Origin of the sequence: Nocardiopsis changdeensis, assembly GCF_018316655.1 — a bacterium.
Lineage (GTDB): Bacteria > Actinomycetota > Actinomycetes > Streptosporangiales > Streptosporangiaceae > Nocardiopsis > Nocardiopsis changdeensis.
On record NZ_CP074133.1, the window covers coordinates 3,009,565 to 3,033,823 of the forward strand.

Consider the following 24,259-nt stretch of genomic DNA (forward strand, 5'->3'; position numbering starts at 1 on the left):
TCCGCTTCCCCGTCGGGCCCGGGTGCGAGCGGCCTCCCGCCACCGGAATCGGAAGAGGGCCAGATGTCCCAGAAAAAGAAGGTAATTCTTGCCGAGCCGCGCGGTTTCTGCGCCGGGGTCAGGCGGGCGATATCCATCATCGAACTCGCCCTGGAGCAGTACGGGGCGCCGGTGTACGTGCGTAAGGAAATCGTGCACAACCATTACGTCGTTCGCGTGCTGAAACAGCGGGGAGCGGTTTTCGTCGATTCGGAGACGGAGGTCCCCGAGGGCGCCGTCTGCGTCTTCTCCGCCCACGGCGTGTCCCCCGAGGTGCGCCGCCGCGCCGACCAGCGGAGCCTGGACGTCCTGGACGCCACCTGCCCCCTGGTCTCGAAGGTCCACCAGGAGGCCGTACGGTTCGCCCGCGACGAACGCACCCTTCTGCTCATCGGCCACGCCGACCACGAGGAGGTCGAGGGCACCTACGGGCACGCGCCCGACCGCACGATCATCGTCGAGACGGTCCGGGACGCCGAACGGCTGGACCTGCCCGCCGACACCCCGCTGGCCTACCTCACCCAGACCACGCTGTCCGTGGACGAGACCCGGGACATCATCGGCGTGCTCAAGGACCGCTTCACCGACCTGCGCGGGCCGGGCACCAGCGACATCTGCTACGCCAGCCAGAACCGGCAGGACGGGATCAAGGCGATCGCCCCGCGCAGCGACCTGGTGATGGTGGTCGGGTCCCGCAACTCCAGCAACTCGGTCCGCATGGTCGAGGTCGCCCGCGGCATGGGCGTCGACGCCCACCTGGTGCCCGACGTGGGCGAGTTCTCGTCCGACTGGCTGGAGGGCGTGAGCACCGTGGGGATCAGCGCGGGCGCCAGCGCCCCCGACATCCTGGTCGACCAGCTGCTGGAGGAGCTGGCCGGCCACGGCTTCGAACACGTGGAACTGGAGAGCGTCGCCCGCGAGGACGTCGTCTTCTCCCCGCCGGCCAAGCTCGCCCGCTCCGCGCCCACGGCGTGACCCGGCATCGAGAAGTGGAGGAATCCCCATGACGGTCCCCGCGGTCCGCACCGCCCCCCGGGCCCTGCGCACCGGGCTCCTGGCCCTGGTCGAAGAACGCCTGGACGGCCTCCTGGCCGAGGAGCACCGAAGGTGGTCGCGCGTCGACACCCGGGGCGCTGTCCCCGTCGACGACGTCGCCGCCCTGGTCCGCGCGGGCGGCAAGCGCCTGCGCCCCTCCTTCTGCCTCACCGGCTACCTGGCCGCGGGCGGCGACCCCGGGGCCGGCACCGTCGTCGACTGCGCCGCCGCCCTGGAGCTCGTCCACGTCGGCGCGCTCATCCACGACGACGTCCTGGACGCGGCGGACACCCGCCGCGGAGCGCCCGCCGTGCACGCCCGCCGCGCCGCCGACCACGCCGCGCGCGGCTGGCACGGGGAGGCCCGCCGCTACGGGGAGGGTGTGGCGATCCTGGCCGGGGACCTCGCCGACATCCTCGCCGACCGCCTGACCGCGGACCTGCCCCCGCACTGCCGTCCGCTGTGGAACGAGCTGCTGACCGAGATCGTCATCGGCCAGCACCTGGACGTCGCCGTCGCCGCCGAGGCGGTGGTCGACCCCGACCTCTCCCGCTGGATCGCCGTGTGCAAGTCCGGCCGCTACAGCATCCACCGCCCCCTGGCCCTGGGCGCCGCACTGGCGGGCCGCCCCGACCTCGCCCCCGTGTTCGAGGGCTACGGGGAGGCGCTGGGGGAGGCCTTCCAGCTCCGGGACGACATGATCGACGCGTTCGGTGACGGGGCGGTCGCCGGCAAGCCGGTCGGACTGGACCTGGAACAGCACAAGATGACCCTGCTCCTGGCCCTGGCGGTGCGCGCCGACGACCGGGTGCGCGCCCTCGTGGAGTGCCCGGTCTGGGACGTCCCGGCCCTGCGCGACCGCCTCGACGAGATCGGGATCGGCCACGAGATGGAGGAGCGCATCGGCACACTCGTCGCCCGCGCGCTCGAAGCGCTGGAGGACTCCGGACTGCCCGCCCCCTGGCAGGAGGAGCTCACCGCCATGGCCTACGAGGTCGCCTACCGCGGCAGGTGACCCGCACCCTTCCACCACCACGGCCGTGCCAGCGGCCCGAGGAGAGCACATGACCTTGCTGGAACGAGTGGACGGACCCGCGCGGCTGCGCGGGTTCACCACCGACGAACTCCGCGAACTCGCCGGAGAGATCCGCGGATTCCTGATCGACCGGGTCTCCAGGTCGGGCGGCCACCTGGGCCCCAACCTCGGTGTGGTCGAGCTGACGATCGCTCTGCACACGGTCTTCGATTCCCCGCACGACCGCCTGCTGTGGGACACCGGCCACCAGGCGTACGTGCACAAGATCCTCACCGGACGCCGCGACGGCTTCGACCGGCTGCGCCGTTCCGGCGGGCTGTCCGGCTACCCCTCCCGCACCGAGTCCGACCACGACCTGGTGGAGAACTCCCACGCCTCCACGGCGCTGTCCTACGCCGACGGGCTGGCCCGCGCCGACGCCCACAACGGGGTCACCGACCGCTCCGTGGTCGCGATCATCGGCGACGGCGCCATGACGGGCGGCATGGCCTGGGAGGCCGTCAACAACATCTCCGGCGGCCCCGACCGGCCGCTCGTCATCGTCCTCAACGACAACGGGCGCTCCTACGCCCCCACCGAGGGCGGCCTGGCCGAGCACTTCAGGGAGCTGCGCGCGGGGGCCGACGGGCGCAACGTGTTCGAGCAGTTCGGGCTGGCCTACCTCGGCCCCGTGGACGGCCACGACATCTCCGCCCTGCGGGAGGCCCTGACCCGGGCCAAGGGGGAGCCCGGACCGGTCCTGGTCCACGTCGTCACCGAGAAGGGGAAGGGGTTCGTCCACACCGAGACGGACGACCTCGACCGCGGGCACGCGATCAAGCCCATGGACCCGGAGACCGGCCTCCCCCTCGCGTCCCCCTCCGGTCCCTCGTTCACCTCGGTGTTCGGCCGGGAGATGGTCGGGATCGCGCAGGAGCGCCCGGACGTCGTGGCGATCACCGCCGCGATGCTGGAGCCCACGGGCCTGCTCCCGCTGTACGAGCGGCTGCCCGAGCGCGTCATCGACGTGGGGATCGCCGAACAGCACGCCGTCACCATGGCGGCGGGGCTGGCGATGGGCGGCGTCCACCCGGTGGTGGCCGTCTACTCCACCTTCGTCAACCGCGCCTTCGACCAGCTCCTCATGGACGTCGCCCTGCACCGCCGGGCGGTCACCTTCGTGCTCGACAGGTCCGGGGTCACCGGCGACGACGGGCCCAGCCACAACGGCATGTGGGACATGTCGGTGCTCCAGGTGGTCCCGGGGCTGCGCATCGCGGCCCCCCGGGACGCCACCCGGCTGCGCGAGCTCCTGCGGGAGGCGGTCGCCTGGAAGGACGGGCCCACCCTGGTGCGCTTCCCCAAGGGGGCGGCCGGCCGCGACATCCCCACCGAGGCCCGCTTCACCGGTATGGACGTCCTGCACCGGTCCGGCTCCCTGGACGTCCTCATCGTCTCCATCGGCGCGCTGGCCGGGGTGTCCCTGAGCGTGGCCGAGGGCATCCGGGAGCAGGGGATCGGCGTCACCGTGGTCGACCCCCGCTGGGTCTCCCCGGTCAACCCCGGGCTGGCCGACATCGCCCGCAGGCACCGGACCGTCATCAGCATCGAGGACAACAGCCGGGTGGGCGGCATCGGGTCCACCATCGCCCAGGCCCTGCGCGACGCCCGGGTCCCCACCCCGTTCCGGGAGTTCGGCATCCCGCGCAGGTTCCTGGAGCACGGGAACCGGGCCGAGGTGCTGTCCGGCTGCGGGCTGGACGTCCGCGACATCACCCTGGCCGCGGTCGAGGCGCTGGCCGAGTCCGACGCCCTCACCGGGCCGCGGCCGGCCCCGGACCCCATCGACGAGGGCCTGTACCGCCTGGCGCACGACGCGCGCCCCAACGGAGGGACGGACTCGTGACCGTCGATCTCGGCATTCCCGCCACCCCGCCGCGCCCGCTGGCGACCCGGCGCAAGACCCGGCAGATCATGGTCGGCAACGTCCCCGTGGGCGGGGACGCGCCGGTGTCCGTGCAGTCCATGACCACCACCCGCACCTCCGACATCAACGCGACCCTGCAGCAGATCGCGGAGCTGACCGCCTCGGGCTGCCAGATCGTCCGGGTCGCGGTGCCCACCAACGACGACGCCGACGCCCTGCCGATCATCGCGAAGAAGTCGCAGATCCCGGTGATCGCCGACATCCACTTCCAGCCCAAGTACGTGTTCCAGGCCATCGACGCCGGCTGCGCCGCGGTGCGCGTCAACCCCGGCAACATCAAGAAGTTCGACGACAAGGTCGCCGAGATCGCCAAGGCCGCCGGCGAGGCGGGGGTGCCGATCCGCATCGGCGTCAACGCCGGGTCCCTGGACAAGCGGCTGCTCGCCAAGTACGGCAAAGCCACCCCCGAGGCGCTGGTGGAGTCCGCCCTGTGGGAGTGCTCCCTGTTCGAGGAGCACGGCTTCCGCGACATCAAGATCTCGGTCAAGCACAACGACCCGGTGGTCATGGTCAACGCCTACCGCCAGCTCGCCTCGGCGTGCGACTACCCGCTGCACCTGGGGGTCACCGAGGCCGGCCCCGCCTTCCAGGGCACCATCAAGTCCGCGGTGGCGTTCGGCGCCCTGCTCGCGGAGGGCATCGGGGACACCATCCGGGTGTCGCTGTCGGCGCCGCCGGCGGAGGAGGTCAAGGTCGGCACGCAGATCCTGGAGTCGCTGGGCCTGCGCGAGCGGGGCCTGGAGATCGTGTCCTGCCCCAGTTGCGGGCGGGCGCAGGTGGATGTGTACACGCTGGCGGAGGAGGTCACCGCCGGTCTGGAGGGCCTGGAGGTGCCGCTGCGGGTGGCGGTGATGGGGTGTGTGGTCAACGGTCCGGGTGAGGCCCGTGAGGCGGATCTGGGGGTGGCCTCGGGCAATGGCAAGGGGCAGATCTTCGTCAAGGGCGAGGTGATCAAGACGGTGCCGGAGTCCAAGATCGTGGAGACGCTGATCGAGGAGGCCATGCGGATCGCCGAGGAGATGGGCGAGGCCGGGGTCGAGCCGGGCGAGCCCACCGTCGCCGTCGCAGGCTGAAAGCCCCCGTCCCCCCTTTCCCCGACACGTCCAGGAGGACCCATGTCCACGACCTCCCCTCCCCGGACCGCGCGCGGTCCCCTCCACGCCGTCGGCCGCTACGCGCGGCTCGTCAAGTACAAGTTCGTCATCGACTTCTTCCTCGCGCTCGTCATCGTCGCCACCCTGCTCGGACCCGCCGCGCTCGTGTCCGGCACCACCCCCCTCGCACTGCTGTTCTTCGCCCTGGGGATGCTCGGCGTGCTGGCGGCCGTCATGACCCTGGACGACGTCACCGGGGCGCAGGACGGCAGCGACACCGCGAACTACGTGGAGACGCCCAGCGGCCAGCTCCGGCCCCTGTCCCGCAAGCCCCTCCTCACCGGTGAGATCACCGTCCGCGACGCGCGCGCCTTCGGCCTCGCGGGCCTGGTCTGGGGGGTCCTGTGGTGGGCGGCCGCGCTGCTGTACGCCCCCGGCGAGCCGTGGGTGATCGTCACCATGGCCCTGCTGGCGTTCCTGAGCGTGCAGTACTCCTGGGGGCTGAAGTTCAGCTACTACGGGCTCGGTGAGGCGGTGCTCCTGTTCTCCGCAGCGGCGTTCCTGATCGCCCCCTACGGGCTGGTGACCGGGCAGCTCCCGCTGATGGTGCTGGTCCAGGGCTTGCTGTTCGGCTTCGGACAGCTCCTGATCGCCGGCTACTCCAACACCAACGACGTGCGCGGCGACGCCGAGGCGGGCCGCCGCACCGTCGCCGTGCTCACCTCCGAGTTCGGGAACAAGGTGTTCCTGGCCGTGCTGACCTGCGTGAACCTCGCGGTGATCGTGGTCCCGGTGGCCGTGGGCGCCCTGCCCTGGACCTTCCTCCTCGTCCTGGCGCCCTTCGTGGTCCTGCGGGTGCGCCAGTACGCCGGGTTCCTGCGCACCGGCGACCCGCTGGTCGCGCGGAGCCGGGGCATCTGGGCCTTCCGGACGGTGGTGGCCTGCCTGCTGCTGTTCAACGTGCTCGAAGCCGTCCTGTGAGGCGGGCGGCGGGCCCCTCCCCCGAGGGGAAGGGGCCCGCCGCCCGGGGGACGGGGACGGCCGGTGCTCCCCGCGGGGAGCACCCACTCCCATGGGCGGCCGCCCGTCCCCCGTCACTCCCTGGAGCCGTGGCCCGGCCTGCCGCCCGCCGCGATCCCGTGCTCGCGCCGGGTCTTCTCGAACCAGCCGGCCACCTCGGCCCGGGAGGACATCTCCAGCTTGCGCATGACGTTGCGCAGATGGTTGATCGCGGTCCATTTGGAGATCCCCAGCCGGTTGGCGATCCGGTGGTTGGTGTCGCCCTGCGCCACCAGTTCGGCCACCTGGAGCTCCCGCGCGGTCAGCGGGGTCCCGGTGATGCCCGCGGGCTGCGCCGGGCCGGTGTCCGCGGCCGGGGCGTCGGTGGTGTGGAGCGGTGTGAGCGCCTCGGCCACCACCGTCCTGACGTCCAGGCCCTGGCCGGTGGACCAGCACTCCATGAACGCCCGTTCCCCGAGGGCGCTCCGGGCCTGGTCCAACGACCGCTCCACCTCTCCGGCCAGCGGTGCCAGGGAGGCGTAGCCGGTCTCCGCGCGCCGGGCGGCCATCGCCGAGGCGATGAGCACGGCCTGGCGCAGCGGCTCGCGCTGCCCGCGCGCGGTCCACGCGCGCAGCACCGCCACACGCTCCAGCGCGGGGATCAGCGCCGGCAGGCAGTTCCACCCGGCCAGGCAGCGGATCGAGGATTCGAGGCACTCCTCGGCCTCCTGCTCGTCCTCGGGGCGGCCCCCGCAGAGCATCGCGGTGGAGAAGACGGCCTCGGCCACCGCCGCGCCGACCTTGTGGCCCACCCGCTCGGCCATGTAGAAGGACGCCTCCGCGGTCTTGCGGGCCGCCCGGTGCTCCCCCCGCGCGATCAGGGCCTCGGCCAGGTCGCGCAGCACGCCCGACCGCTCGTCCTCGGCCCCGGACCTCGACAGGTGGGCGTCGGCCTCCCGGAGCAGGGCCTCGGCCTCGCGCGGGGAGCTGCGCTGGAGCGCGAGGACCCCGGCCCAGCGGGTGTCGACGGCCATGGCGATGACATTCCCGGAGGCGCCGTGCTCGCGGCGGGCGGCGGTCAGCAGCTCCTCCGCCTCCTCGTACCGCCCCAGGAGGACCGACAGCCGGCCCAGGGCCGAACGGGCCTCCCGGGCCCGCCGCTCCGGGAGCAGGCCCTCCCGTAGCGCGTCGCGCAGGACGGCCGCGACCCGGACCATGTCCTGGTGCCCGTACAGCCCCAGGGTGGTGGCCAGGTCGGTGGCGGTGAGGGGGTCCTCCTCCAGCAGGAACTCCATGGCCGCCAGGAGGTCCGCCTGGCGGCGGTACACCCCCTGGGAGCGGCGCGGGCGGTTCCAGCGCGTGGCCGGGTCGCACAGGAAGAGCGCCCACCGCGCGAAGTACGCGGCGTGGGCGCGGCGCGCGCCGTCCAGCCGGCCCTCGGCGCGCATGCTCTCCAGGAGGAACTGCCGGGTCAGGCCCAGGAGGCGGAAGACGATCTGGCCGTCGGACTCCTCGACCGCGTCGAGGAGGCTGACGTTCACCAGGCGCGCCAGGTGCTTCTCCGTCTCGTCCGCGCCGGTGCCGGAGATGGCGACGGCCGCCGGGACGTCGACCTTGGAGTGGAAGACCGCGAGGTGTTCGAGCAGCGCCCGCTCCTGCGGTGTGATCTGGCGCAGGGCCCAGGCGATGGCCTCCTGTACACCGGTGTGCCGGGAGAGGGTCTCCCCGTGCTCGCCGGAGAGGGTCCCCAGGTCCTCCTCCAGGCCGTCCAGGACCTCGCGCGCGGAGCAGAACTTCATCCGCGCCGCGGCGAGCTCGATGGCCAGGGGCAGGCCGTCGGTCCTCTGGCACAGGAGCATCACCGCCTCGTGGTTCTCGGGGGTGAACTCGAATATCGGGCGGATCGCCTGGACCCGCCGCAGGAACAGCCGGACGGAGGGCAGGGACCGGGAGTCGGTCCACTCCTCCCCGTTGCCGGCCTCCGGGGTGGGTAACGGAGCCAGGCGCAGGACGGCCTCCCCGTAGGCTCCGATGGGCGTCGGCCCGGTGACCAGGACGGTCGTCCCCGGGCGGGCGGCGAGCAGGGGAGGGAGGGCCTCCCGGAGTTGGGGGAGGATCTGCTCGCATCCGTCGAGGATCAGCAGCGACCTCCCCTCTCCCGTCGGTGGGGCCCCGGCCACGGGGGAGGGGAGGACGTCGACCAGGGCGGACTCGACCTCCTCCAGGGGGACGTCCGCGGACTTGCCGTAGTTGAGTCCTCCGATCTCCGGGCACACCACGTCGAGTTCGATGATCTTCGTTCCGGCCGTGAAGGTCTCCGCGACCTTCTCCAGGGCCGCGGCGGCCAGCCGGCTCTTGCCCACGCCCACGGGGCCGGTGATGGTCAGAATGCGCACTGCGGGGTCCGAAAGCCACTTCCCCAACCGGTCGAGTTCCGCCTCGCGGCCGATGAGAGGGGTGGAGAAATGGTTCCAGGATGTACGGTACGGGGCGGTTACATAACCCATGGTGCGCGGCAATGAATGCGACATGCTCAATCGTCTTCCGGTGCCGTGGTCCGATCGGTGATGTGCATTGCGCACTGCGCCGGGGTCAGGGGGGTGGTCGTCTCGTGCTCTGCTGGCGGCGGCCCCCGTTGTACGGGAATCCCCGGGCTGCGGGCCGGTGTCCGGTGTCGTGTTCTGTGTACTCTCGAGTACACCCGGTCACCGAGCATAGCGGTAAGGACGGTTCTGTGCCAAGGTTCTCCATTTCCCCCGTGCGGCCGGGCGCCGGGATAATTCATTTGTCCGCATCTCGGAATAGCGGGCGCCGGCGCCGGGCCGGATGTCCGCCCGGATGAGCCGATCCGGCGCCGGCTCCCGCCGGGTCCCGATCGGGACCCCATTCCGTGTTCGTTTCCCGGGATTTCCCCCGGGCCTCTGTGAACGCCCGCCCGCGCCGAAAGGCGTCCGGCGCCGGGGACGGCGCCCGGGTCGGCGAATTCCCCCGGATTTCCCGCGCGGGCCCTTCTAGGTGGCGTACGGCCGCTTCCGGCGGCCCTCGCGCAGCACGTCGGACCACCACATCAGCTGGTCGAGGAAGGCCTTGGCGGCGATCTCCGTCTCCTCCACCTCCACCGGGCGCCCCTCCGCGTCGAAGCGGTCCCAGAAGTTCGGGAAGCTGAGCGTGTTCCGGATGGTGGCGGCGTGGACCTCGCTGAAGACCGGGCGCAGCTGCTCCACCGCGTGCAGGCCGCCGCCCACGCCCCCGTAGCTGACGAAGCCGACGGGCTTGGCGACCCACTCCTGGAAGAACCAGTCGATGGCGTTCTTCAGCGACGCGGGGTAGCCGCGGTTGTAGACCGGTGTCACCACGATGAAGGCGTCCGCCGCCGCCAGGCGCTCGCCCAGCGCCCGGACCCGGTCGGGCGCCTGCTCCCCGTCGTCCCCGGGCAGGACCACCGGGAGGTCCGCCTCGGCGAGGTCGATGAGATCCACGTCGATGTCGCCGTGCGCGCGGGCGCGCTCCGCCACCCACGCGGCAGGGGTCGCGCAGAAGCGGTCCTTGCGGATGCTCCCGATGATCACTGCCACACGTGTACGCTCGTTCTCCACCGTGCAACGGTCCTCTCTGGCGGTCCGGCCGTTCGGCCCGGGGTGCAGGGTTGCGGACCACTGTGCCCCCCGGGGGCTCCGGAATGGTTGTGATCGTGTTCCGGTCCGGCCCGAACCGCCGTAACCGCAGGAAGGGCGTTCGCGGGGGACGCCCGTTCGGCCGGCCGGGGCCCGCGCCGTTCACCCGGCCGCGGAGTCCCCGCGCAGCGGCCCCCACCAGTCGGGGTTCTCCGTGTACCAGGCCACGGTGGACGCGAGCCCCTCGTCGAAGGGCACGCGGGGCGCGTACCCCAGCTCGGTGCGGATCCGGGTGTCGTCCACGGAGTAGCGGCGGTCGTGCCCGGCCCGGTCGGCCACGCGGTCCACGGACGACTCCGGGGCGCCGAGCAGCTCCAAGAGCCGCCGGGTCACGTCGAGGTTGGTGCGCCCGGTGCCGCCGATGTTGTAGACACGGCCCGGCTCGCCCTTGGCCAGGACCAGGCCCAGGGCCCGGCAGTGGTCGTCCACGTGCAGCCACTCGCGGACGTTGAGGCCGTCGCCGTAGAGCGGCACCCGCCCGCCCTTGATCAGGGAGGTCGTGAACCGCGGCACCAGCTTCTCCGGGTGCTGGAACGGCCCGTAGTTGTTGGAGCAGCGGGTGATGCGGGCGTCCAGTCCGTGCGTGCGCACGAAGGACTGCACGAGCAGGTCGGCCGCGGCCTTGGAGGCCGCGTAGGGCGAGTTGGGGGCCACCGGGCAGGACTCGTCCCAGGAGCCCGTCTCGATCGAGCCGTACACCTCGTCGGTGGAGACCTGGAGGAAGCGGACCCCGCCGGCGCGCCGCGCCGCGTCGAGCAGGACGTGGGTCCCGAGCACGTTGGTCCGCACGAACGCCTCGGCCGCCGCGATGGAGCGGTCGACGTGGCTCTCCGCCGCGAAGTTCACCACCGCGTCGTGGCCCGGGACGAGCCCGTCCATCCGGGCCGCGTCGGTGATGTCGGCCCGGACGAACGACAGGCGGGACGACTCCTCGGGCAGCCGCCGGCGGTCCCCGGCGTAGGTGAGCAGGTCGACCGCCGTCACCCGCGCCCCCTCGGTCCCGGGCAGCAGGTCCTCCAGGACGGAACGCACGAAATGCGCGCCGATGAATCCCGCGGCCCCGGTCACCAGAATCCTCATGGTGCCTCCGTGCCCGCCCCGTGTTCGACCGGCGGTCGCGAAGGTTTCATTCACAGAGGGCGGCGCTGATCGTATTGAAACCTCCGATCACCTGAAAATAATGGTTGTGAAAGCCAATGCGGCAAGGATTTACGCGCTGGTTTGTCAGGTTGAAAAAAATGGATCGACGCCATTGACACGCATATCCTTTCCTGCGAGCCTCGGTTCGTCGAATTTCACACGGGAAAGAGTGGTCATGGCCATGCGGGTGTGGGACTACGTGGAAGAGTACGAAGCCGAACGGGAAGAGATCCTGGCCGCGGTCGACAGGGTCTTCCGTTCCGGGCAGCTGGTCCTGGGCGAGAGTGTCCGCGGATTCGAGCGGGAGTTCGCGGGCTACCACGGGACGGCGCACTGCGTGGGAGTGGACAACGGCACCAACGCGCTCGTCCTCGCGCTGGAGGCCCTCGGAGTGGGCCCCGGCGACGAGGTCGTGACCGTTTCCAACACCGCGGCGCCCACCGTGGTCGCCATCCACTCCACGGGCGCCACCCCGGTGTTCGTCGACGTCCGGGAGGAGGACTTCCTCATGGACGTGAAGCAGGTCGCCGCCGCCATCACGCCCCGGACCCGGGCGCTCCTGCCGGTGCACCTGTACGGCCAGTGCGTCGACATGGAGCCGCTGCTGCGGCTGGCCGAGGAGCACGGCCTGGCCGTCGTCGAGGACTGCGCGCAGGCGCACGGCGCCCGGCACCACGGCAGGATCGCGGGCACCATGGGCCACGCGGCCGCCTTCTCCTTCTACCCCACCAAGGTCCTGGGCGCCTACGGCGACGGCGGCGCCGTCCTGACCCCCGACGCCGGGGTCGACGCGAACCTGCGCCGCCTGCGCTTCTACGGCATGGAGGAGCGCTACTACACGGTGGCCACCCCGGCCCACAACAGCCGGCTGGACGAGGTGCACGCCGAGATCCTGCGCGGCAAGCTCGCCCGCCTGGACGCCTACATCGAGGGGCGGCGCCGGGTGGCGCGCCGCTACGCCGAGGCCCTGGCCGACACCGACCTGATCCTGCCCCGGACCGCCCCCGGCAACGACCACGTGTACTACGTGCACGTGGTGCGCCACCCGCGCCGGGACGCGATCATCGAGGCGCTGCGCGAACACGACATCCACCTCAACATCAGCTACCCCTGGCCGGTGCACACCATGAGCGGGTTCGCGCACCTGGGCTACTCCGAGGGCGACCTGCCGGTGACCGAGCGGCTGGCCCGGGAGATCTTCTCGCTGCCCATGTACCCGTCGCTGTCGGAGGGCGCCCAGGACAAGGTCATCGGTGCCCTGAGGGAGGTCCTGGCCCGGATCTGACCGGGGCCGGAACGCTCACGCGTGCCACATGTCGTGGAGGGAGCGCTCCACGGGGATCCGGGGACGCCAGCCCAGCAGGCGTTCGGCGGCGGACACATCGGCCAGGGACCATCCGCCGCCGAACCCGTCCACGTCCCCCTGCGTCTGCTCGACGGCGTCCGCGGGCACCCCGGTCACCTCCACCATGCGGGCGACCATGTCCTTGACCGCGACGGCGCGGCCCCCGCCGATGTTGACCAGGCCCCCGCCGCGCTCACAGGCGCGCACCACCGCGCGGGCGACGTCCCGGACGTCGACGTAGTCGCGGTGGTCCCCCGCTATCCGCAGCGACGGCCGCTCGCCCGCCAGGGCACGGCGGAACGACCGCTGGAGCAGGCCGGGGAAGGAGGCGGGGGAGGGGTGCGGCCCGCACACGTTCGCCAGCCGCAGCACCGCCGGGTCCGGGACCCCCGGGCCCGCCGCGGCCAGCACCGTCTCGCTCGCGATCAGCCTGCTGCGCGCGTAGGCGCCGCGGGGGCGGGCCGGCTCGTCCTCGCGGACCCGCCCGCCCCACGGCTGTTCGCCGTACTCGTGCAGGGTCCCCAGGTGCACCAGCCGGGGCGGGTCCGCCAGCTCCCGAACGGCCCGCACCAGGGTCAGCGCCGCCGTGGTGTTCGCCTCGTGCACGACCGCGTCGGGCCGGTGCCACCCGTCCCTGGCGTTGGCCGCGTCGGTCGCGTTCACCACCGCCGTCACCCGCTCCGAACGCAGCAGCCCGGCGAGCGCTCTGGGCCGCACGGACGTCAGGTCCACGGGGTGGAACGGGTACCCGGACAGGTGCGCGGCCGGCGACCGCGCCAGCGCCACGACCCCGTGGCCGTGCGCGGCCAGGGCGGCGCACACGTGTCGCCCCACCCAGCCGGTCGCGCCGATCACCGCGACCCGCTCACCGGACACGGCCGCCCTCCCCGGCGTGGAGGGACTGTTCGAGGACGAGGCACTCCCGGTAGTCGGGCAGCGCCCCCAGCCGCGCGGCCTCGCCCAGGGACGGGGCCACCCGGTCGCGCTCGGAGATCTGCGTGTGCCCCGGCGGGATCTCCAGCCCCAGGTCGGGGTCGAAGGGGGCGACGGCCCGCTCGTTCTCCGCGACGTACTCCCGGGAGAGGAAGTACGACATCACGGTGTCGTCCTCCAGGGCGACGAAGAGGTGGCCCACACCCACCGGCAGGTAGGCCGACCTCCCCGAGGCGGGGTCCAGTTCGACGCTCTCCCACCGCCCGAACGCCGGCGAGCCGGTGCGCAGGTCGACGATGAAGTCCAGGGCCCGGCCCTGGGGGCAGTGCACGAGCTTGGCCATGCCCGGCGGGGTGGCGGTGTAGTGCACCCCGCGGACCACGCCGCGGCGCGACCGGCTGTGGCTGATCTGCGCCGGGGCGAACAGGGGGTGCCCCGCGGCCTCGGCGAAGGCCGAGGCCAGGAACGGCGAGGTGAACGTGCCGCGGGGGTCGGAGTACACCGGGGCCGTGAACACCAGCGCCCCCGGGATCGACAGCTGACGCGCGCGCATCCTCACCCGTTCCGTCGCGAGGTCGCGACGAACAGGCCGGGGCCCTCCGTCTCGACGTAGTCCACGTCGCAGCCCACCGCCGCGAACGCCTTCTCGTAGATCCCGCGCTCGATGATCGCCAGCACGTGCTCGTCCTCGAAGGCCCGAATGCCCTCCGCGGGATCGGCGACCACGTAGTGGACGCGCATCCGGTGCGCCCCCTCCTCCCTGACCGCGTGCGAGACCCGGGCGATGGTCCGGTCCCCGACCGTCATCACGTCGCCCACGACGTGGCGGTCCAGGGCGGTCTCGGGGAAGTACCACGGCTCCAGGACGATCACCCCGCCCGGCGCCAGGTGCCGCGCGAAGGTGTCGAGCGCCTCGACGAGCCCGCGCTCGCCGCCGGCGTAGCCGATGGAGCTGAACATGCAGGTGATCACGTCGAACCGGCCGTCGATGCGGAAATCGCGCATGTCGCCGATGTGGACGGGGACGTCGGCGAGTTTGGCGCGGGCCACCCGCACCATGTCGGGGGCCAGGTCGATCCCCTCGACGTGCTCGAAGTGCGAGCTCAGGTGCTCCAGGTGCGAGCCGGTCCCGCAGGCGACGTCGAGCAGCGACGCCGCCCCGGGCCGGCGCTCGCGCACCAGCGCGGCGATCTGCCCGGCCTCGCGGGCGTAGTCCTTGCCCCGGCGGCTGTAGATGGCCTCGTACAGGTCGGCCGAGGACCGGTAGATCCCCGAGAGCGGTGCGGAGGGGCTGTTCATGGCGGACTCCTCGTCGGCTGCGCCGGGTCAGACCGTGTGCGGTTCGGGGACGTAGAGGACCCAGCGGCCTCCCTGCTCGCGGAACCACCGCTCCTTCTCCATGATCTCCTCGGCGTGGTTCCAGGCGAAGAGCAGCAGGTGTCCGGGAGGGTCCTCGCGCAGGGCGGCGGGCGGCACCACGGGGATGTGCGCCCCGGGGGTGAGCATGCCCTGCTTGGCCGGGGTGCTGTCGTAGACCCGGCGGATGAGGCCGGGGCCCAGCCCGGCGTAGTTGACGACGGTCGCGCTCTTGGCCGTGGCGCCGTAGGCGTCCACCGTCCCGCCCTCCGCGACGATCCGCTCGAGGAGGGCGATCAGGCCGTTCCTGACCGAGGCCACCGACCCGGCGAAGGCCCGCAGGGTCTCGGGGGAGTGCAGCCCCCGCTCCTCCTCTTCGGCGATCAGCGCGGTCACGGCGTCCGAGACCGGCCGCGCGCCCGCGCGGGCGATGGTGTAGCGCACCTCGCCGCCGTGGACCGGCAGCCGCCGCACGTCGACCAGCTCCAGGCCGTGGCGGGCCACCATCGCGCGCACCGACGTCGCCGAGAACAGGAAGAAGTGCTCGTCGTAGATCTGGTCGAACGAGGTCCGGGACACGATGTCGCCGAAGTAGGGGTCCTCGAACACGAAGACGCCGTCCGGCCCCAGCAGGGCGTCCACGCCCTTGAGGACGGAGTCGATGTAGGGGATGTGGCAGAACGTGTTCGCGGCGAAGATGACGTCCGCGGGGCCCTCCTCCAGCCGCAGCGCCTCCGCCGTGGTGGCCTCGAAGAACTCCTCCCGCACCCGGATCCCGGCGCCGCGCGCCACCGCGGCCACGCTCCCCGACGGCTCGAACCCGACGTGGCGGACGCCCGCGTCGCGCACGGTGGAGAGCATGACCCCGTCGTTCGAGCCGATCTCGACGATGAGCGGGTCGTCCCCGGTCAGCTCCGTCTCCAGGAAGCCCCGCGCCGTGCCGGCGAAGTGCTCGCGCATGACGGAGGAGCCGCTGGAGAAGTACGGGTAGTCGGCGTGGAACATGCGCTCGCGGGGGACCTCCTCCATGAGCTGCACCATGGAGCAGGAGCCGCACTGCCCCACGTGCAGCCGGTAGAAGAACTCCTCGGTGTCGTCCTGCGGCGAGCGGAAGACGTCCGAGAGCGGCTGCCGGCCCAGGTCGAGGAAGCGTTCGACGGACCCGCCGCAGACGCGGCACCGGGTCGTGGCGGGCGGGGACTGCGCGGACGCGGCCATGGGGTCTCCTCCTGAGCGGTGTCGCCCCGGCGGCCCGGACCCCGGGTCCGGGCCGCCGGGGCCGGAGCGATCTGGCCCGAGCATGCCCGCCGGGCGGCGGATCGGCCACGGGCGGTCCCGGCGCGTGTCAGGTCGGCGGGCCGCGCGGCGCGGGCCGGGAGGGGGCCCGGCCCGGAGCGCGGGGCACGTTCTAGGGTGGCCGGTGGGCCCCGGTACCGGGACCCACCGGCCACGACCGACAGGGGAGCACCTTGCCCGACGAACCCACCCCCCTCGACCCCGGCCACTGGGCCGCCCGGCTGTCCGACCTCGCCGGACGGCACGGCGTCCCCGGCGCCCAGCTCGGCATCCTGCGCCTGTCCCCCGACGGGGGGCAGGAGACCGCCGCGGTGGCGCACGGCGTCCTGGACACCGACACCGGCCACCCTGTCACCCCCAGGTCCGCCTTCCAGATCGGCTCGGTTTCCAAGGTCTGGACGGCCACCGTCGTCATGGGCCTGGTCGAGGAGGGCCTGCTGGCCCTGGACACCCCCGTCGCGGAGGTCCTGCCCGAGCTCGTCCCCTCCGCCGGCGCCACCACCGCCGGGGTCACCGTCCGCCACCTGCTCACCCACACCAGCGGCATCGACGGCGACCTGTTCACCGATACCGGCCGCGGCGACGACGCGATCGAGCGCTACGTCGCACCGCTCGCCGACGCCCTCCGCGTCCACCCCCTGGGCGCCACCTTCTCCTACTGCAACTCCGGGTTCGTGCTGCTGGGCCGGATCATCGAACGCCTCACCGGGCAGGTGTGGGACGAGGCGATGCGCGACCGCCTCTTCGCGCCGCTGGGCCTGGAGCGCACCGGCACCCTGCCCGAGCACGCCCTGCTGAACGACCCCGCGACCGGCCACGTCGAGGGCCTGCCCGACCCGGTGCGGACCACGCAGTGGGGGCTGCCCCGGGCCATCGGACCGGCCGGGGGCGTCACCGCCGACGTCGGCGACGTGCTGGCCTTCGCCGCCCTCCACCTGCGCGGCGGCACCACGGCCGACGGGACCCGCCTGCTGTCGCGGGACACCGTCCGCGCCATGGCCGAGCCGCAGGTGGGCCTGCCCGACCCCTACACCCTCGGCGACTCCTGGGGGCTGGGCTGGATCCGCTACGACTGGGACGGGCACCGCGCCATCGGCCACGACGGCAACACCATCGGCCAGTCCGCGTTCCTGCGCCTGCTGCCCGGGGAGGGCCTGGCCGTCGCCCTGCTCACCAACGGCGGCCGCACCCGCGACCTCTACCAGGACCTGTACCGGGAGGTGTTCGAGGCCCTGGCCGGGGTGCGCGTCCCCGGCGCCCTGGAACCGCCCGCCGACCCGCCGCACCACGACGTCACCCCGCACCTGGGCGTGTACGAGGGCGCCGCCGGGCGCCTGGAGGTGCTGGCGGGCGCGGACGGCCCGGTGCTGCGCAGCACCGCCCTGGGCCCGCTGGCCGAGCTGCGGCCCGACCCCGTCCAGGAGCACCCCATGGCGGCGGTCGCCCCCGGTGTGTACGCCACCCGCCCCGAGGACGCCGTGACCTGGTCGCCGGTGACCTTCTACCGGCTGGAGACGGGGCAGGAGTACGCCCACCGCAACGGCCGCGCCCTGCCCCGGGTGGACTCACCCGCCGTGTAGGGCCTCGGCGGTCGCCGTGCCGACGATCCCGGCGGGCGGTCCCTGGTAGAGGACCCGCCCGCCGCGTTCGCCCGGCCCCGGGCCCAGGTCGATGAGGTGGTCGGCGTGGCGCATGACGTCCACGTCGTGCTCGACGACGACCACGGTGTGCCCCCGCTCGACCAGCCGGTCCAGCACCCCGAGCAGCACGGCGACGTCGCCCGGGTGCAGCCCGGTGGTGGGCTCGTCCAGGACGTACAGGGTCGGGCCGGCGGCGTCGCGCAGCTCCCGGGCGATTTTGAGGCGCTGGCACTCGCCGCCGGACAGGCTCGTCAGCGGCCGTCCCAGCCGCAGGTGGCCCAGCCCCACCCGGTCCAGGCGGCGCAGCGCCGTCCGGATCGCCTCGTCGGGCAGCAGGGCGAGGGCCTCGGCGACCGTGAGGGCGTCGATGTCGGCGATGGTCAGCCCCGCCACCCGGTGGCGCAGCACCTCCTCGGTGAAGCGCCGGCCCTCGCAGACCGGGCACAGGACCTCCTCGGCCTCCAGGAACGCCAGGTCCACGCGGACCGTGCCCAGCCCGCGGCACTCGGGACAGGCGCCCTCGGAGTTGGCGCTGAACCGGCCCGCGGGCAGCCCGCTGCGCTCGGCGAACAGCGCGCGCAGCGGCGCGGCGATCCCGGTGTAGGTGACGGGGGTGGAGCGCCGGTGGGCGGTCACCGGCCGCTGGTCGAGCACCACCGCCCTGTGCCCCTCGACCAGCTCCGCCGCCAGGCTGGACTTGCCCGAGCCGGCGACGCCGGTCAGGACGGTGAGCACCCCGGTGGGCACGTCCACGGTGACGTCCTTGAGGTTGTTGCGGCGGGCGCCGCGCACCGTGAGCGCCCCGGTGGCCGGGCGGGGCACGGACCGGACCGGCGCCCGGGCGGCCAGGGCCGCGGCGGTGGCCGTGCCCGCGGACCGCAGCGCGCCGAAGGTCCCCTGGTGGACCACCCGGCCCCCGTCGGCCCCGGCCCCCGGGCCGATCTCGACGACCTCGTCGGCGATCGCCATGACGGCCGGGTCGTGCTCGACCACCAGGACCGTGTTGCCCAGGTCGCGCAGCCGGAGCAGCAGCTCCGTCATCGACGCGACGTCGCGCGGGTGCAGGCCCGTGGTGGGCTCGTCGAAGATGTAGGTCATCCCCACCAGGCCCCCGGCCAGGTACCGGACGGTCGTGATCCGCTGGGACTCGCCGCCGGACAGGCTCGCGGTGCCCCGGCCCGGGTGCAGGTACCCCAGCCCGATCCCGACCAGGGCCCGCAGGCGCGCCTCCAGCCCGGCCACCACCGGGGCCACGGCGGGGTCGTCCACCTCCCGCACCCAGGCGGCCAGGTCGGCGATCTCGGTACGGGCGAGCCCGCCCAGGGTGCGGCCGCGGACCGTGGCGGCGCGGGCCGCCGCGTTCAGGCGGTCGCCCCCGCACTCCGGGCAGGGCGCCGCGCGGGTGAACCGGGCCGTCACCTCGCGCTTGCGCTCGGAGGCCTCCCCGCCGGAGCGCAGGTGGATGCGCTCGAACCGCTCCACGATCCCCTCGTACTCGCGGGCGGGCCGGGTGCCCAGCCGCGCCGCGTGCTCTCCGCCGTACAGCAGGGCGCGGCGCTCCTCGGGCGTCCACTCGCGCAGCGGGGTGTCGGCGGTGAAGGGGCCGATGTCGGCGTAGCGCTCGTACCAGTGGCGGCCGTCGCCGAACCCCGGCACCCGGATCGCCCCCCGCGCCAGCGACAGGTCGAGGTCCAGGAACCGGTCGACGGCGCTCACCACGGTCTCGCCCAGCCCCGAGCAGGCCGAGCACATCCCCGCCGGGTCGTTGAACGAGAACCGGGAGGCCTCGCCCACGTGCGGGGTGCCGATCCGGGAGAACAGCAGCCGCAGGTACGCCCAGACCCCGGTGGCGGTGCCGACGGTGGAGCGGGCGTTGCCGCCCAGCCGCCGCTGCCCGACCACCACCACGGGGGAGAGCCCCTCGACGAGGTCGGCGTCGGGGCGGCTCCACTTGGGCAGCCGCTCCCGGGCGAACGGGGGGAAGGTCTCGTTGAGCCGGTGCCCGGCCTCGGCCGCGACCGTGCCGAACACCAGAGACGACTTGCCCGAACCCGACACGCCCGCGAACACCACCAGGCGTCCGCGCGGGATGTCGAGGTCGATGGACTTGAGGTTGTTGGTCCGCACTCCGCGCAGGCGGATCACCGCGTTGGTCTCCATACCGGCGACGCTACGAGCAGATGTGGCCGGAATCCGGCCGCGATATCGGCGAGACTGGACCCATGGCGGACGTCACCGGGCGCACCCTCGCCCTGCTCACCACACTCCAGTCCGGGCGCTCGTTCACCGGGGAGGAACTGGCCGCGCGGCTGGGCGTCAGCCCCCGGACGCTGCGCCGCGACGTGGACCGCCTGCGCGGCTACGGCTACCCGGTGAGCACCCGGCCCGGGCCCGGCGGTCACTACCGGCTGGTCGCGGGCTCCTTCGTGCCCCCGCTGGTGTTCGACGACGACGAGGCGACCGCGACCCTGCTGGCGCTGGCCGCCCTGGCGGCGGGCGGCGCGGCCGAGGGCGGGAGTGTGGAGGAGGCCGCCACCCGCGCCTACGGCAAGGTCGACCAGTACCTGCCCGCGCGGCTGCGGCACCGGGCGGCCCGCCTCCGGGAGAGCCTGGAGAGCACGACGCCGCCCGGGCCGGGCACCGCGGCCGGGAGCCTGGCCGCCCTGGCCGACGCGATCCGGGACCGGCGGACCGTCGCCTTCGACTACCGGGGGCGCACCGGGCGGGAGTCCTCGCGGCGGGTCGAGCCCCACCGGCAGGTCCACCACCGGGGCCGGTGGTACCTGCTGGCCTGGGACACCGGCCGCGAGGACTGGCGGGTGTTCCGCACGGACCGCATGGACGGCCTGCGGACGACGCACGACGCCTTCACACCCCGGCCGCTGCCCGCCGACACCGCCGCGGAGTACCTCCGGCGCGGCCTGGACCGCGAGCGCACACGGGTCGTCCTCACCGTGACCGCGCCCGCTGCGGCGGTCGCCGACGCCTTCGCCGAGCACGACGCCGAGGTCGAGGCACTGGCGGGGGAACGGACCCGGGTGGCGGTCATGGCCGACACCTGGGAGTGGCTGCTCACGCCCCTGGCGTTCCTGGACGCCGACGTCACCGTGCACGGGCCGCCGGAGGTGCGGGCGGCCCTGCGCGCCTTCGGCGCCCGCCTGGCGGGACAGCGGTAGGCCCCGGCCGTCCGCGGCGCCGTTCCGGACCCGGGTGGGCGCCGCCCAGGCCCGGCCGCCGTGTCCACCGGACCGGGTGCGGGGGCGTCCGCCGACCACGGCCGGGGCCGCCGAGGGCGCCCGGACCCGGCGGCGCCCGCCCCGGCCTTCGCTGTACCGTTCCGGCCGAGTGGAGCGCCACCCGGGCCCGGGTGCGAGGTCCTCCGCCGGCCGCCCCCGGCCCCGGGGGACACCGCCGACCCCCTGCGCTGGGGCGGTAACAGTGCGCACGTACGGCGTTCACCGGGTCGCGACCGATGGTCCCCGACCGTTCACACCGCGTTGCCCCCGGGCGGCTACCGTCGCTGCGTCAGCGTTCCCCGGCAGAAAGGCACCCCCCGTGTCCCCCCTCGCCGCCCGCCGCGCCTTCGCCCTGTTCGGCTCGACCCTCCTGGCCCTGACCGCGGTCGCCGCCACCGCCCCCGCCGCGACCGCGGCCACCGACCCCGAGCGCGTGATCCTCACCCCCACCGCCGACCCCGCCACCTCGCAGACCCTCACCTGGCGCTCGGACGGCTCCGGCGACCCGGTGCTCCAGATCGCCCCGGCCGCCGACCCCGACCGGGTCGACACCGTCGAGGGCGCCGACACCGCCTCGGTCAACGGCACCTTCCACGCCGCCACCGCCACCGGCCTGACCCCCGGCACCGACTACCGGTACCGCGTCGGCGACGGGACCTCCTTCAGCCCCTGGCGGGTCTTCACCACGGCCTCCTCCGGCGCCGACCCCTTCACGTTCCTGTACTTCGGCGACATCCAGAACGGCATCTCCACCGGCGGCGCCACCATGGTGCGGGCCGCCCTGGCCGCCGAGCCCGACGCCGAACTGGCCGTCCACGCGGGCGATCTCATCAACACGGCCGACAGCGAGTCGGAGTGGACCGAGTGGTTCGACGCCATCGGCCCCGAGGCCGCGGGCACCATGAACCACATCACCGCCCCCGGCAACCACGAGTACTCGCTGCTGTCCCTGAGCCGCTACTGGACCGCCCAGTTCCCCGGCGCGGGCAACGGCCCCACCGGCGGCCGCCACCTGCCCGAGACCGTCTACCACACGGACTACCAGGGCGTGCGGTTCGTCGTCCTGAACTCCAACTACCGCAACGCCGCCCCGCTGAGCACCCGCTCCTGGCTGGACACCCAGCAGCGGTGGCTGGCGGACACCCTGGAGTCCAACCCCCACGAGTGGACGGTGGTCACCTTCCACCACCCCGTCTTCTCCAACAGCCCCAGCCGCGACAACCGGCCGCTGCGCGACGCCTGGCTGGACACCCTGGAGGAGCACGGCGTCGACCTGGTCCTCCAGGGCCACGACCACTCCTACGCCCGCGGCAACCTCACCGCCAACCGCACCGACGACCCGGCCGTGCAGACCGGGACCGTCTACACCGTCGCGGTGACCGGCACCAAGATGTACGACGTCTCCGACGGCAACTGGACCTCCAACGGCGCCGAGGCCCGCGTCCAGATCGCCGACACCCCGACCTTCCAGGCCGTGGAGGTCGACGGCGACCGGCTGGTCTACACCGCGCGCACCGCCGACGGCACGGTGGTGGACGCCTTCACCATCGACAAGAGCGACGGCAAGCGCGTCACCGACACGCTCTGACCGGGAGCGGCGCCCCCGGCCCCGGGGGCGCCGCGGCCCTCCCGGCGGGGCCCGCCCTAGGCGCGGGGCCGCTCCGCGCGCCCGGCGCCCACCAGCCCGGACTCGTAGGCGGCGATCACCAGCTGGGCCCGGTCCCGGGCGTGGAGCTTGGCCAGCAGCCTGCCGATGTGGGTTTTGACCGTGGCCATGCTCAGGTGCAGGTGCTCGGCCAGCTCCGAGTTCGAGAACCCCGAGGCGACCAGCCGCAGCACCTCCGTCTCCCGCTCCGTGACACTCCCCGGCAGGGCGGACGGGCGCCCGGCCCCGGGGCCGCGGACGAAGGCGGCGATCAGCCGGCGGGTGACCGAGGGCGACAGCAGCGACTCCCCGGAGGCCACGACGCCGACGGCCTCGATCATCTTCGCGGGCGGGGTGTCCTTGAGCAGGAAGCCCGCCGCCCCCGCGTGCAGCGCCGCGTAGACGTACTCGTCCAGGTCGAAGGTGGTGAGGACGAGCACGCGGACCCCGGACGTCCGGGGGTCCGCGCAGATCCGGCGGGTGGCCTCGATGCCGTCCAGGACCGGCATGCGGATGTCCATCAGGACGACGTCCGGCAGCAGGCGCCGCGCCTCCTCCACCGCCTCCGCCCCGGTGGCGGCCTCGCCCGCGGCGGCCATCCCCGGGGTGTGGTCGATCAGGAACCGGAGGCTGCCCCGGAGCATCGCCTGGTCCTCCGCGACCAGCACCCGGACGCCGGGACCCGTCACCGCCCCTCCTCCGCGACCGGCAGGCGCGCGGAGACCGCGAACCCGCCGCCCGGGCGCGGCGCCGCCGAGAGCTCGCCGCCGTACAGCAGCACCCGTTCGCGCAGGCCCGCCAGCCCGTGCCCGCCCGGGAGGCGGGGCCTCCGCCTGCCCGCCGGCCCCTCGTCCACGACGTCGACGGCGACCGTGCCGCCCCCGACGGCCACGGTGATCCGGCACCGGGTCGGAGTGGCGTGCTTGACCGCGTTGGCCAGGGCCTCCCGCACGATCCGGTGCACCAGGGCCCGCGGGCCGTCGGCCAGGGACCCCAGGCCGCCGACCGACGACTCCACGTCGACCCCGGCGCGTTCCGCGTCCTCGATCGCCTCCCGCAGGTCCCCGTCGGCGGGGGAGAGCGGTCCGCCCTCCCGCAGCGCCCCGAGGGTGCGGCGCACGTCCGTCAGCGCGGACCGGCCGATCTCCTCGATGTCCCGGAGCGCGGCTCGCGGGTCGGCCTCGGGCACGTGGGCGGCCACACCCGCGCGCACCGTGATCAGGCCCAGGGTGTGCGAGACGGCGTCGTGCATGTCACGGGCGATCCGCAGCCGCTCCTCGGCCGCCGCCCGCTCCGCCAGGTGCCGTTCCCACCGGCTCTCCCGCTCCCTCCGGGCCCGGGCGGCGGACCCCAGCGCCCAGGCGCCGCCGACGACCGCCGCCACCAGCAGGGCCAGGCCGACCGCCTCCGCCCGGTCACCGGAGGGGGTGACCAGCGCCTGACCGGCGTACACCCCGGCGCAGACCACCGCCAGCGCGGCGGCGAGCGCGGACGCCGAACGCCGGGAGGGCGGCGCGGACCCCGCGGTGTGGGCGGCCAGCGCGGCCGCCAGATAGGGCTCCCGGGTGAGGTCCAGGAGGGTGGCGGCGGTGAGCGCGGCCAGGATCACGCCCAACGCCGCCAGGGGCCACCGGCGGCGGAACACGAGCGGCGCGCCGACCCCGAGGGCGATGGCGACGGCGAGCCAGGGCGGGCCGGGGTAGGCGGGCTGCCCGTCGGTCCCGGGCAGCTGCGCGAAGCCCGTGTAGACCGCGGTCGCGGCGACCGCCGCCACCAGGTCCTGGACACGGGGGCGACGGACATCGCGGGAATCCATGGCGTAAAG

Annotated in this window: 19 protein-coding genes; 9 read left to right on the plus strand and 10 right to left on the minus strand. The window is 73.9% G+C overall.

Translation table 11 applies throughout. From position 1 onward, the window contains the following. Positions 1 to 63 precede the first annotated feature (63 nt). From ispH to KGD84_RS13485, 5 genes are read left to right on the plus strand one after another with little or no spacing between them, the layout of a single operon-like run. A complete protein-coding gene (ispH, locus tag KGD84_RS13465; protein ID WP_220560670.1) occupies positions 64 to 1,014 on the plus strand; it encodes a 4-hydroxy-3-methylbut-2-enyl diphosphate reductase in 951 nt (316 codons plus the stop codon). 28 nt (positions 1,015 to 1,042) lie between these two features. Then, a complete protein-coding gene (locus tag KGD84_RS13470) occupies positions 1,043 to 2,089 on the plus strand; it encodes a polyprenyl synthetase family protein (protein ID WP_220560671.1) in 1,047 nt (348 codons plus the stop codon). A 49-nt stretch (positions 2,090 to 2,138) separates the two neighbouring features. After that, positions 2,139 to 3,995, plus strand: a complete 1,857-nt coding sequence (locus tag KGD84_RS13475) for a 1-deoxy-D-xylulose-5-phosphate synthase (protein ID WP_220560673.1) — start codon at positions 2,139 to 2,141, stop codon at positions 3,993 to 3,995. Then, on the plus strand, positions 3,992 to 5,149 hold the full coding sequence (gene ispG, locus KGD84_RS13480; protein ID WP_220560674.1) for a flavodoxin-dependent (E)-4-hydroxy-3-methylbut-2-enyl-diphosphate synthase: 1,158 nt from the start codon (positions 3,992 to 3,994) through the stop codon (positions 5,147 to 5,149). The genes KGD84_RS13475 and ispG overlap by 4 nt, the downstream gene beginning before the upstream one ends. A gap of 42 nt (positions 5,150 to 5,191) precedes the next feature. Then, positions 5,192 to 6,151, plus strand: a complete 960-nt coding sequence (locus KGD84_RS13485; RefSeq protein ID WP_220560675.1) for a prenyltransferase — start codon at positions 5,192 to 5,194, stop codon at positions 6,149 to 6,151. Positions 6,152 to 6,264: 113 nt separating this feature from the next. On the opposite strand, the gene KGD84_RS13490 is transcribed toward KGD84_RS13485, so the two are convergent. The 3 genes from KGD84_RS13490 to rfbB form a co-directional block, all read right to left on the minus strand. Beyond that, the gene (locus KGD84_RS13490; protein ID WP_220560676.1) at positions 6,265 to 8,565 is read right to left on the minus strand and encodes an ATP-binding protein; all 2,301 of its coding nucleotides are present in this window, start codon (positions 8,563 to 8,565) and stop codon (positions 6,265 to 6,267) included. Positions 8,566 to 9,180: 615 nt separating this feature from the next. Continuing rightward, positions 9,181 to 9,744 carry an NADPH-dependent FMN reductase gene (locus tag KGD84_RS13495; protein WP_220560677.1) on the minus strand — a complete coding sequence of 188 codons (564 nt, stop codon included), beginning with the start codon at positions 9,742 to 9,744 and terminating at the stop codon, positions 9,181 to 9,183. 201 nt (positions 9,745 to 9,945) lie between these two features. Beyond that, the gene (rfbB, locus tag KGD84_RS13500) at positions 9,946 to 10,923 is read right to left on the minus strand and encodes a dTDP-glucose 4,6-dehydratase (RefSeq protein WP_220560678.1); all 978 of its coding nucleotides are present in this window, start codon (positions 10,921 to 10,923) and stop codon (positions 9,946 to 9,948) included. A 235-nt stretch (positions 10,924 to 11,158) separates the two neighbouring features. On the opposite strand from rfbB, the gene KGD84_RS13505 reads away from it, so the two are divergent. Further along, positions 11,159 to 12,268: a DegT/DnrJ/EryC1/StrS family aminotransferase gene (locus KGD84_RS13505; protein WP_220560679.1), complete on the plus strand. Its 1,110-nt coding sequence runs from the start codon at positions 11,159 to 11,161 to the stop codon at positions 12,266 to 12,268. Positions 12,269 to 12,283: 15 nt separating this feature from the next. On the opposite strand, the gene KGD84_RS13510 is transcribed toward KGD84_RS13505, so the two are convergent. The 4 genes from KGD84_RS13510 to KGD84_RS13525 are packed head-to-tail and all read right to left on the minus strand — an operon-like array spanning position 12,284 to position 15,835. Further along, positions 12,284 to 13,204 carry an NAD-dependent epimerase/dehydratase family protein gene (locus KGD84_RS13510; RefSeq protein WP_220560680.1) on the minus strand — a complete coding sequence of 307 codons (921 nt, stop codon included), beginning with the start codon at positions 13,202 to 13,204 and terminating at the stop codon, positions 12,284 to 12,286. Then, positions 13,194 to 13,814: a dTDP-4-dehydrorhamnose 3,5-epimerase family protein gene (locus tag KGD84_RS13515; protein WP_220560682.1), complete on the minus strand. Its 621-nt coding sequence runs from the start codon at positions 13,812 to 13,814 to the stop codon at positions 13,194 to 13,196. The genes KGD84_RS13510 and KGD84_RS13515 overlap by 11 nt, the downstream gene beginning before the upstream one ends. 2 nt (positions 13,815 to 13,816) lie before the next feature. Then, entirely contained in the window at positions 13,817 to 14,560 is a 744-nt protein-coding gene (locus tag KGD84_RS13520; RefSeq protein ID WP_220560683.1) for a class I SAM-dependent DNA methyltransferase, read from the minus strand. Between the two features lie 27 nt (positions 14,561 to 14,587). After that, the gene (locus tag KGD84_RS13525) at positions 14,588 to 15,835 is read right to left on the minus strand and encodes a class I SAM-dependent methyltransferase (RefSeq protein WP_220560684.1); all 1,248 of its coding nucleotides are present in this window, start codon (positions 15,833 to 15,835) and stop codon (positions 14,588 to 14,590) included. A gap of 251 nt (positions 15,836 to 16,086) precedes the next feature. On the opposite strand from KGD84_RS13525, the gene KGD84_RS13530 reads away from it, so the two are divergent. Then, the gene (locus KGD84_RS13530) at positions 16,087 to 17,493 is read left to right on the plus strand and encodes a serine hydrolase domain-containing protein (protein ID WP_220560685.1); all 1,407 of its coding nucleotides are present in this window, start codon (positions 16,087 to 16,089) and stop codon (positions 17,491 to 17,493) included. On the opposite strand, the gene KGD84_RS13535 is transcribed toward KGD84_RS13530, so the two are convergent. Next, positions 17,479 to 19,713, minus strand: coding sequence for an ATP-binding cassette domain-containing protein (locus tag KGD84_RS13535; protein ID WP_220560686.1), 2,235 nt, complete (start codon positions 19,711 to 19,713; stop codon positions 17,479 to 17,481). The two genes, KGD84_RS13530 and KGD84_RS13535, sit on opposite strands and share 15 nt — an antisense overlap. 62 nt (positions 19,714 to 19,775) lie before the next feature. Between KGD84_RS13535 and KGD84_RS13540 the strand changes: the two genes are divergently transcribed. Next, a complete protein-coding gene (locus tag KGD84_RS13540) occupies positions 19,776 to 20,729 on the plus strand; it encodes a helix-turn-helix transcriptional regulator (RefSeq protein ID WP_220560687.1) in 954 nt (317 codons plus the stop codon). Between the two features lie 379 nt (positions 20,730 to 21,108). Next, positions 21,109 to 22,377 carry a purple acid phosphatase family protein gene (locus KGD84_RS13545; protein ID WP_220560688.1) on the plus strand — a complete coding sequence of 423 codons (1,269 nt, stop codon included), beginning with the start codon at positions 21,109 to 21,111 and terminating at the stop codon, positions 22,375 to 22,377. 56 nt (positions 22,378 to 22,433) lie between these two features. Here KGD84_RS13545 and KGD84_RS13550 read toward each other — a convergent pair whose 3' ends face one another. Next, entirely contained in the window at positions 22,434 to 23,123 is a 690-nt protein-coding gene (locus KGD84_RS13550; RefSeq protein WP_220560689.1) for a response regulator transcription factor, read from the minus strand. Beyond that, positions 23,120 to 24,250 carry a sensor histidine kinase gene (locus KGD84_RS13555; protein ID WP_220560690.1) on the minus strand — a complete coding sequence of 377 codons (1,131 nt, stop codon included), beginning with the start codon at positions 24,248 to 24,250 and terminating at the stop codon, positions 23,120 to 23,122. The genes KGD84_RS13550 and KGD84_RS13555 overlap by 4 nt, the downstream gene beginning before the upstream one ends. Positions 24,251 to 24,259 lie beyond the last annotated feature (9 nt).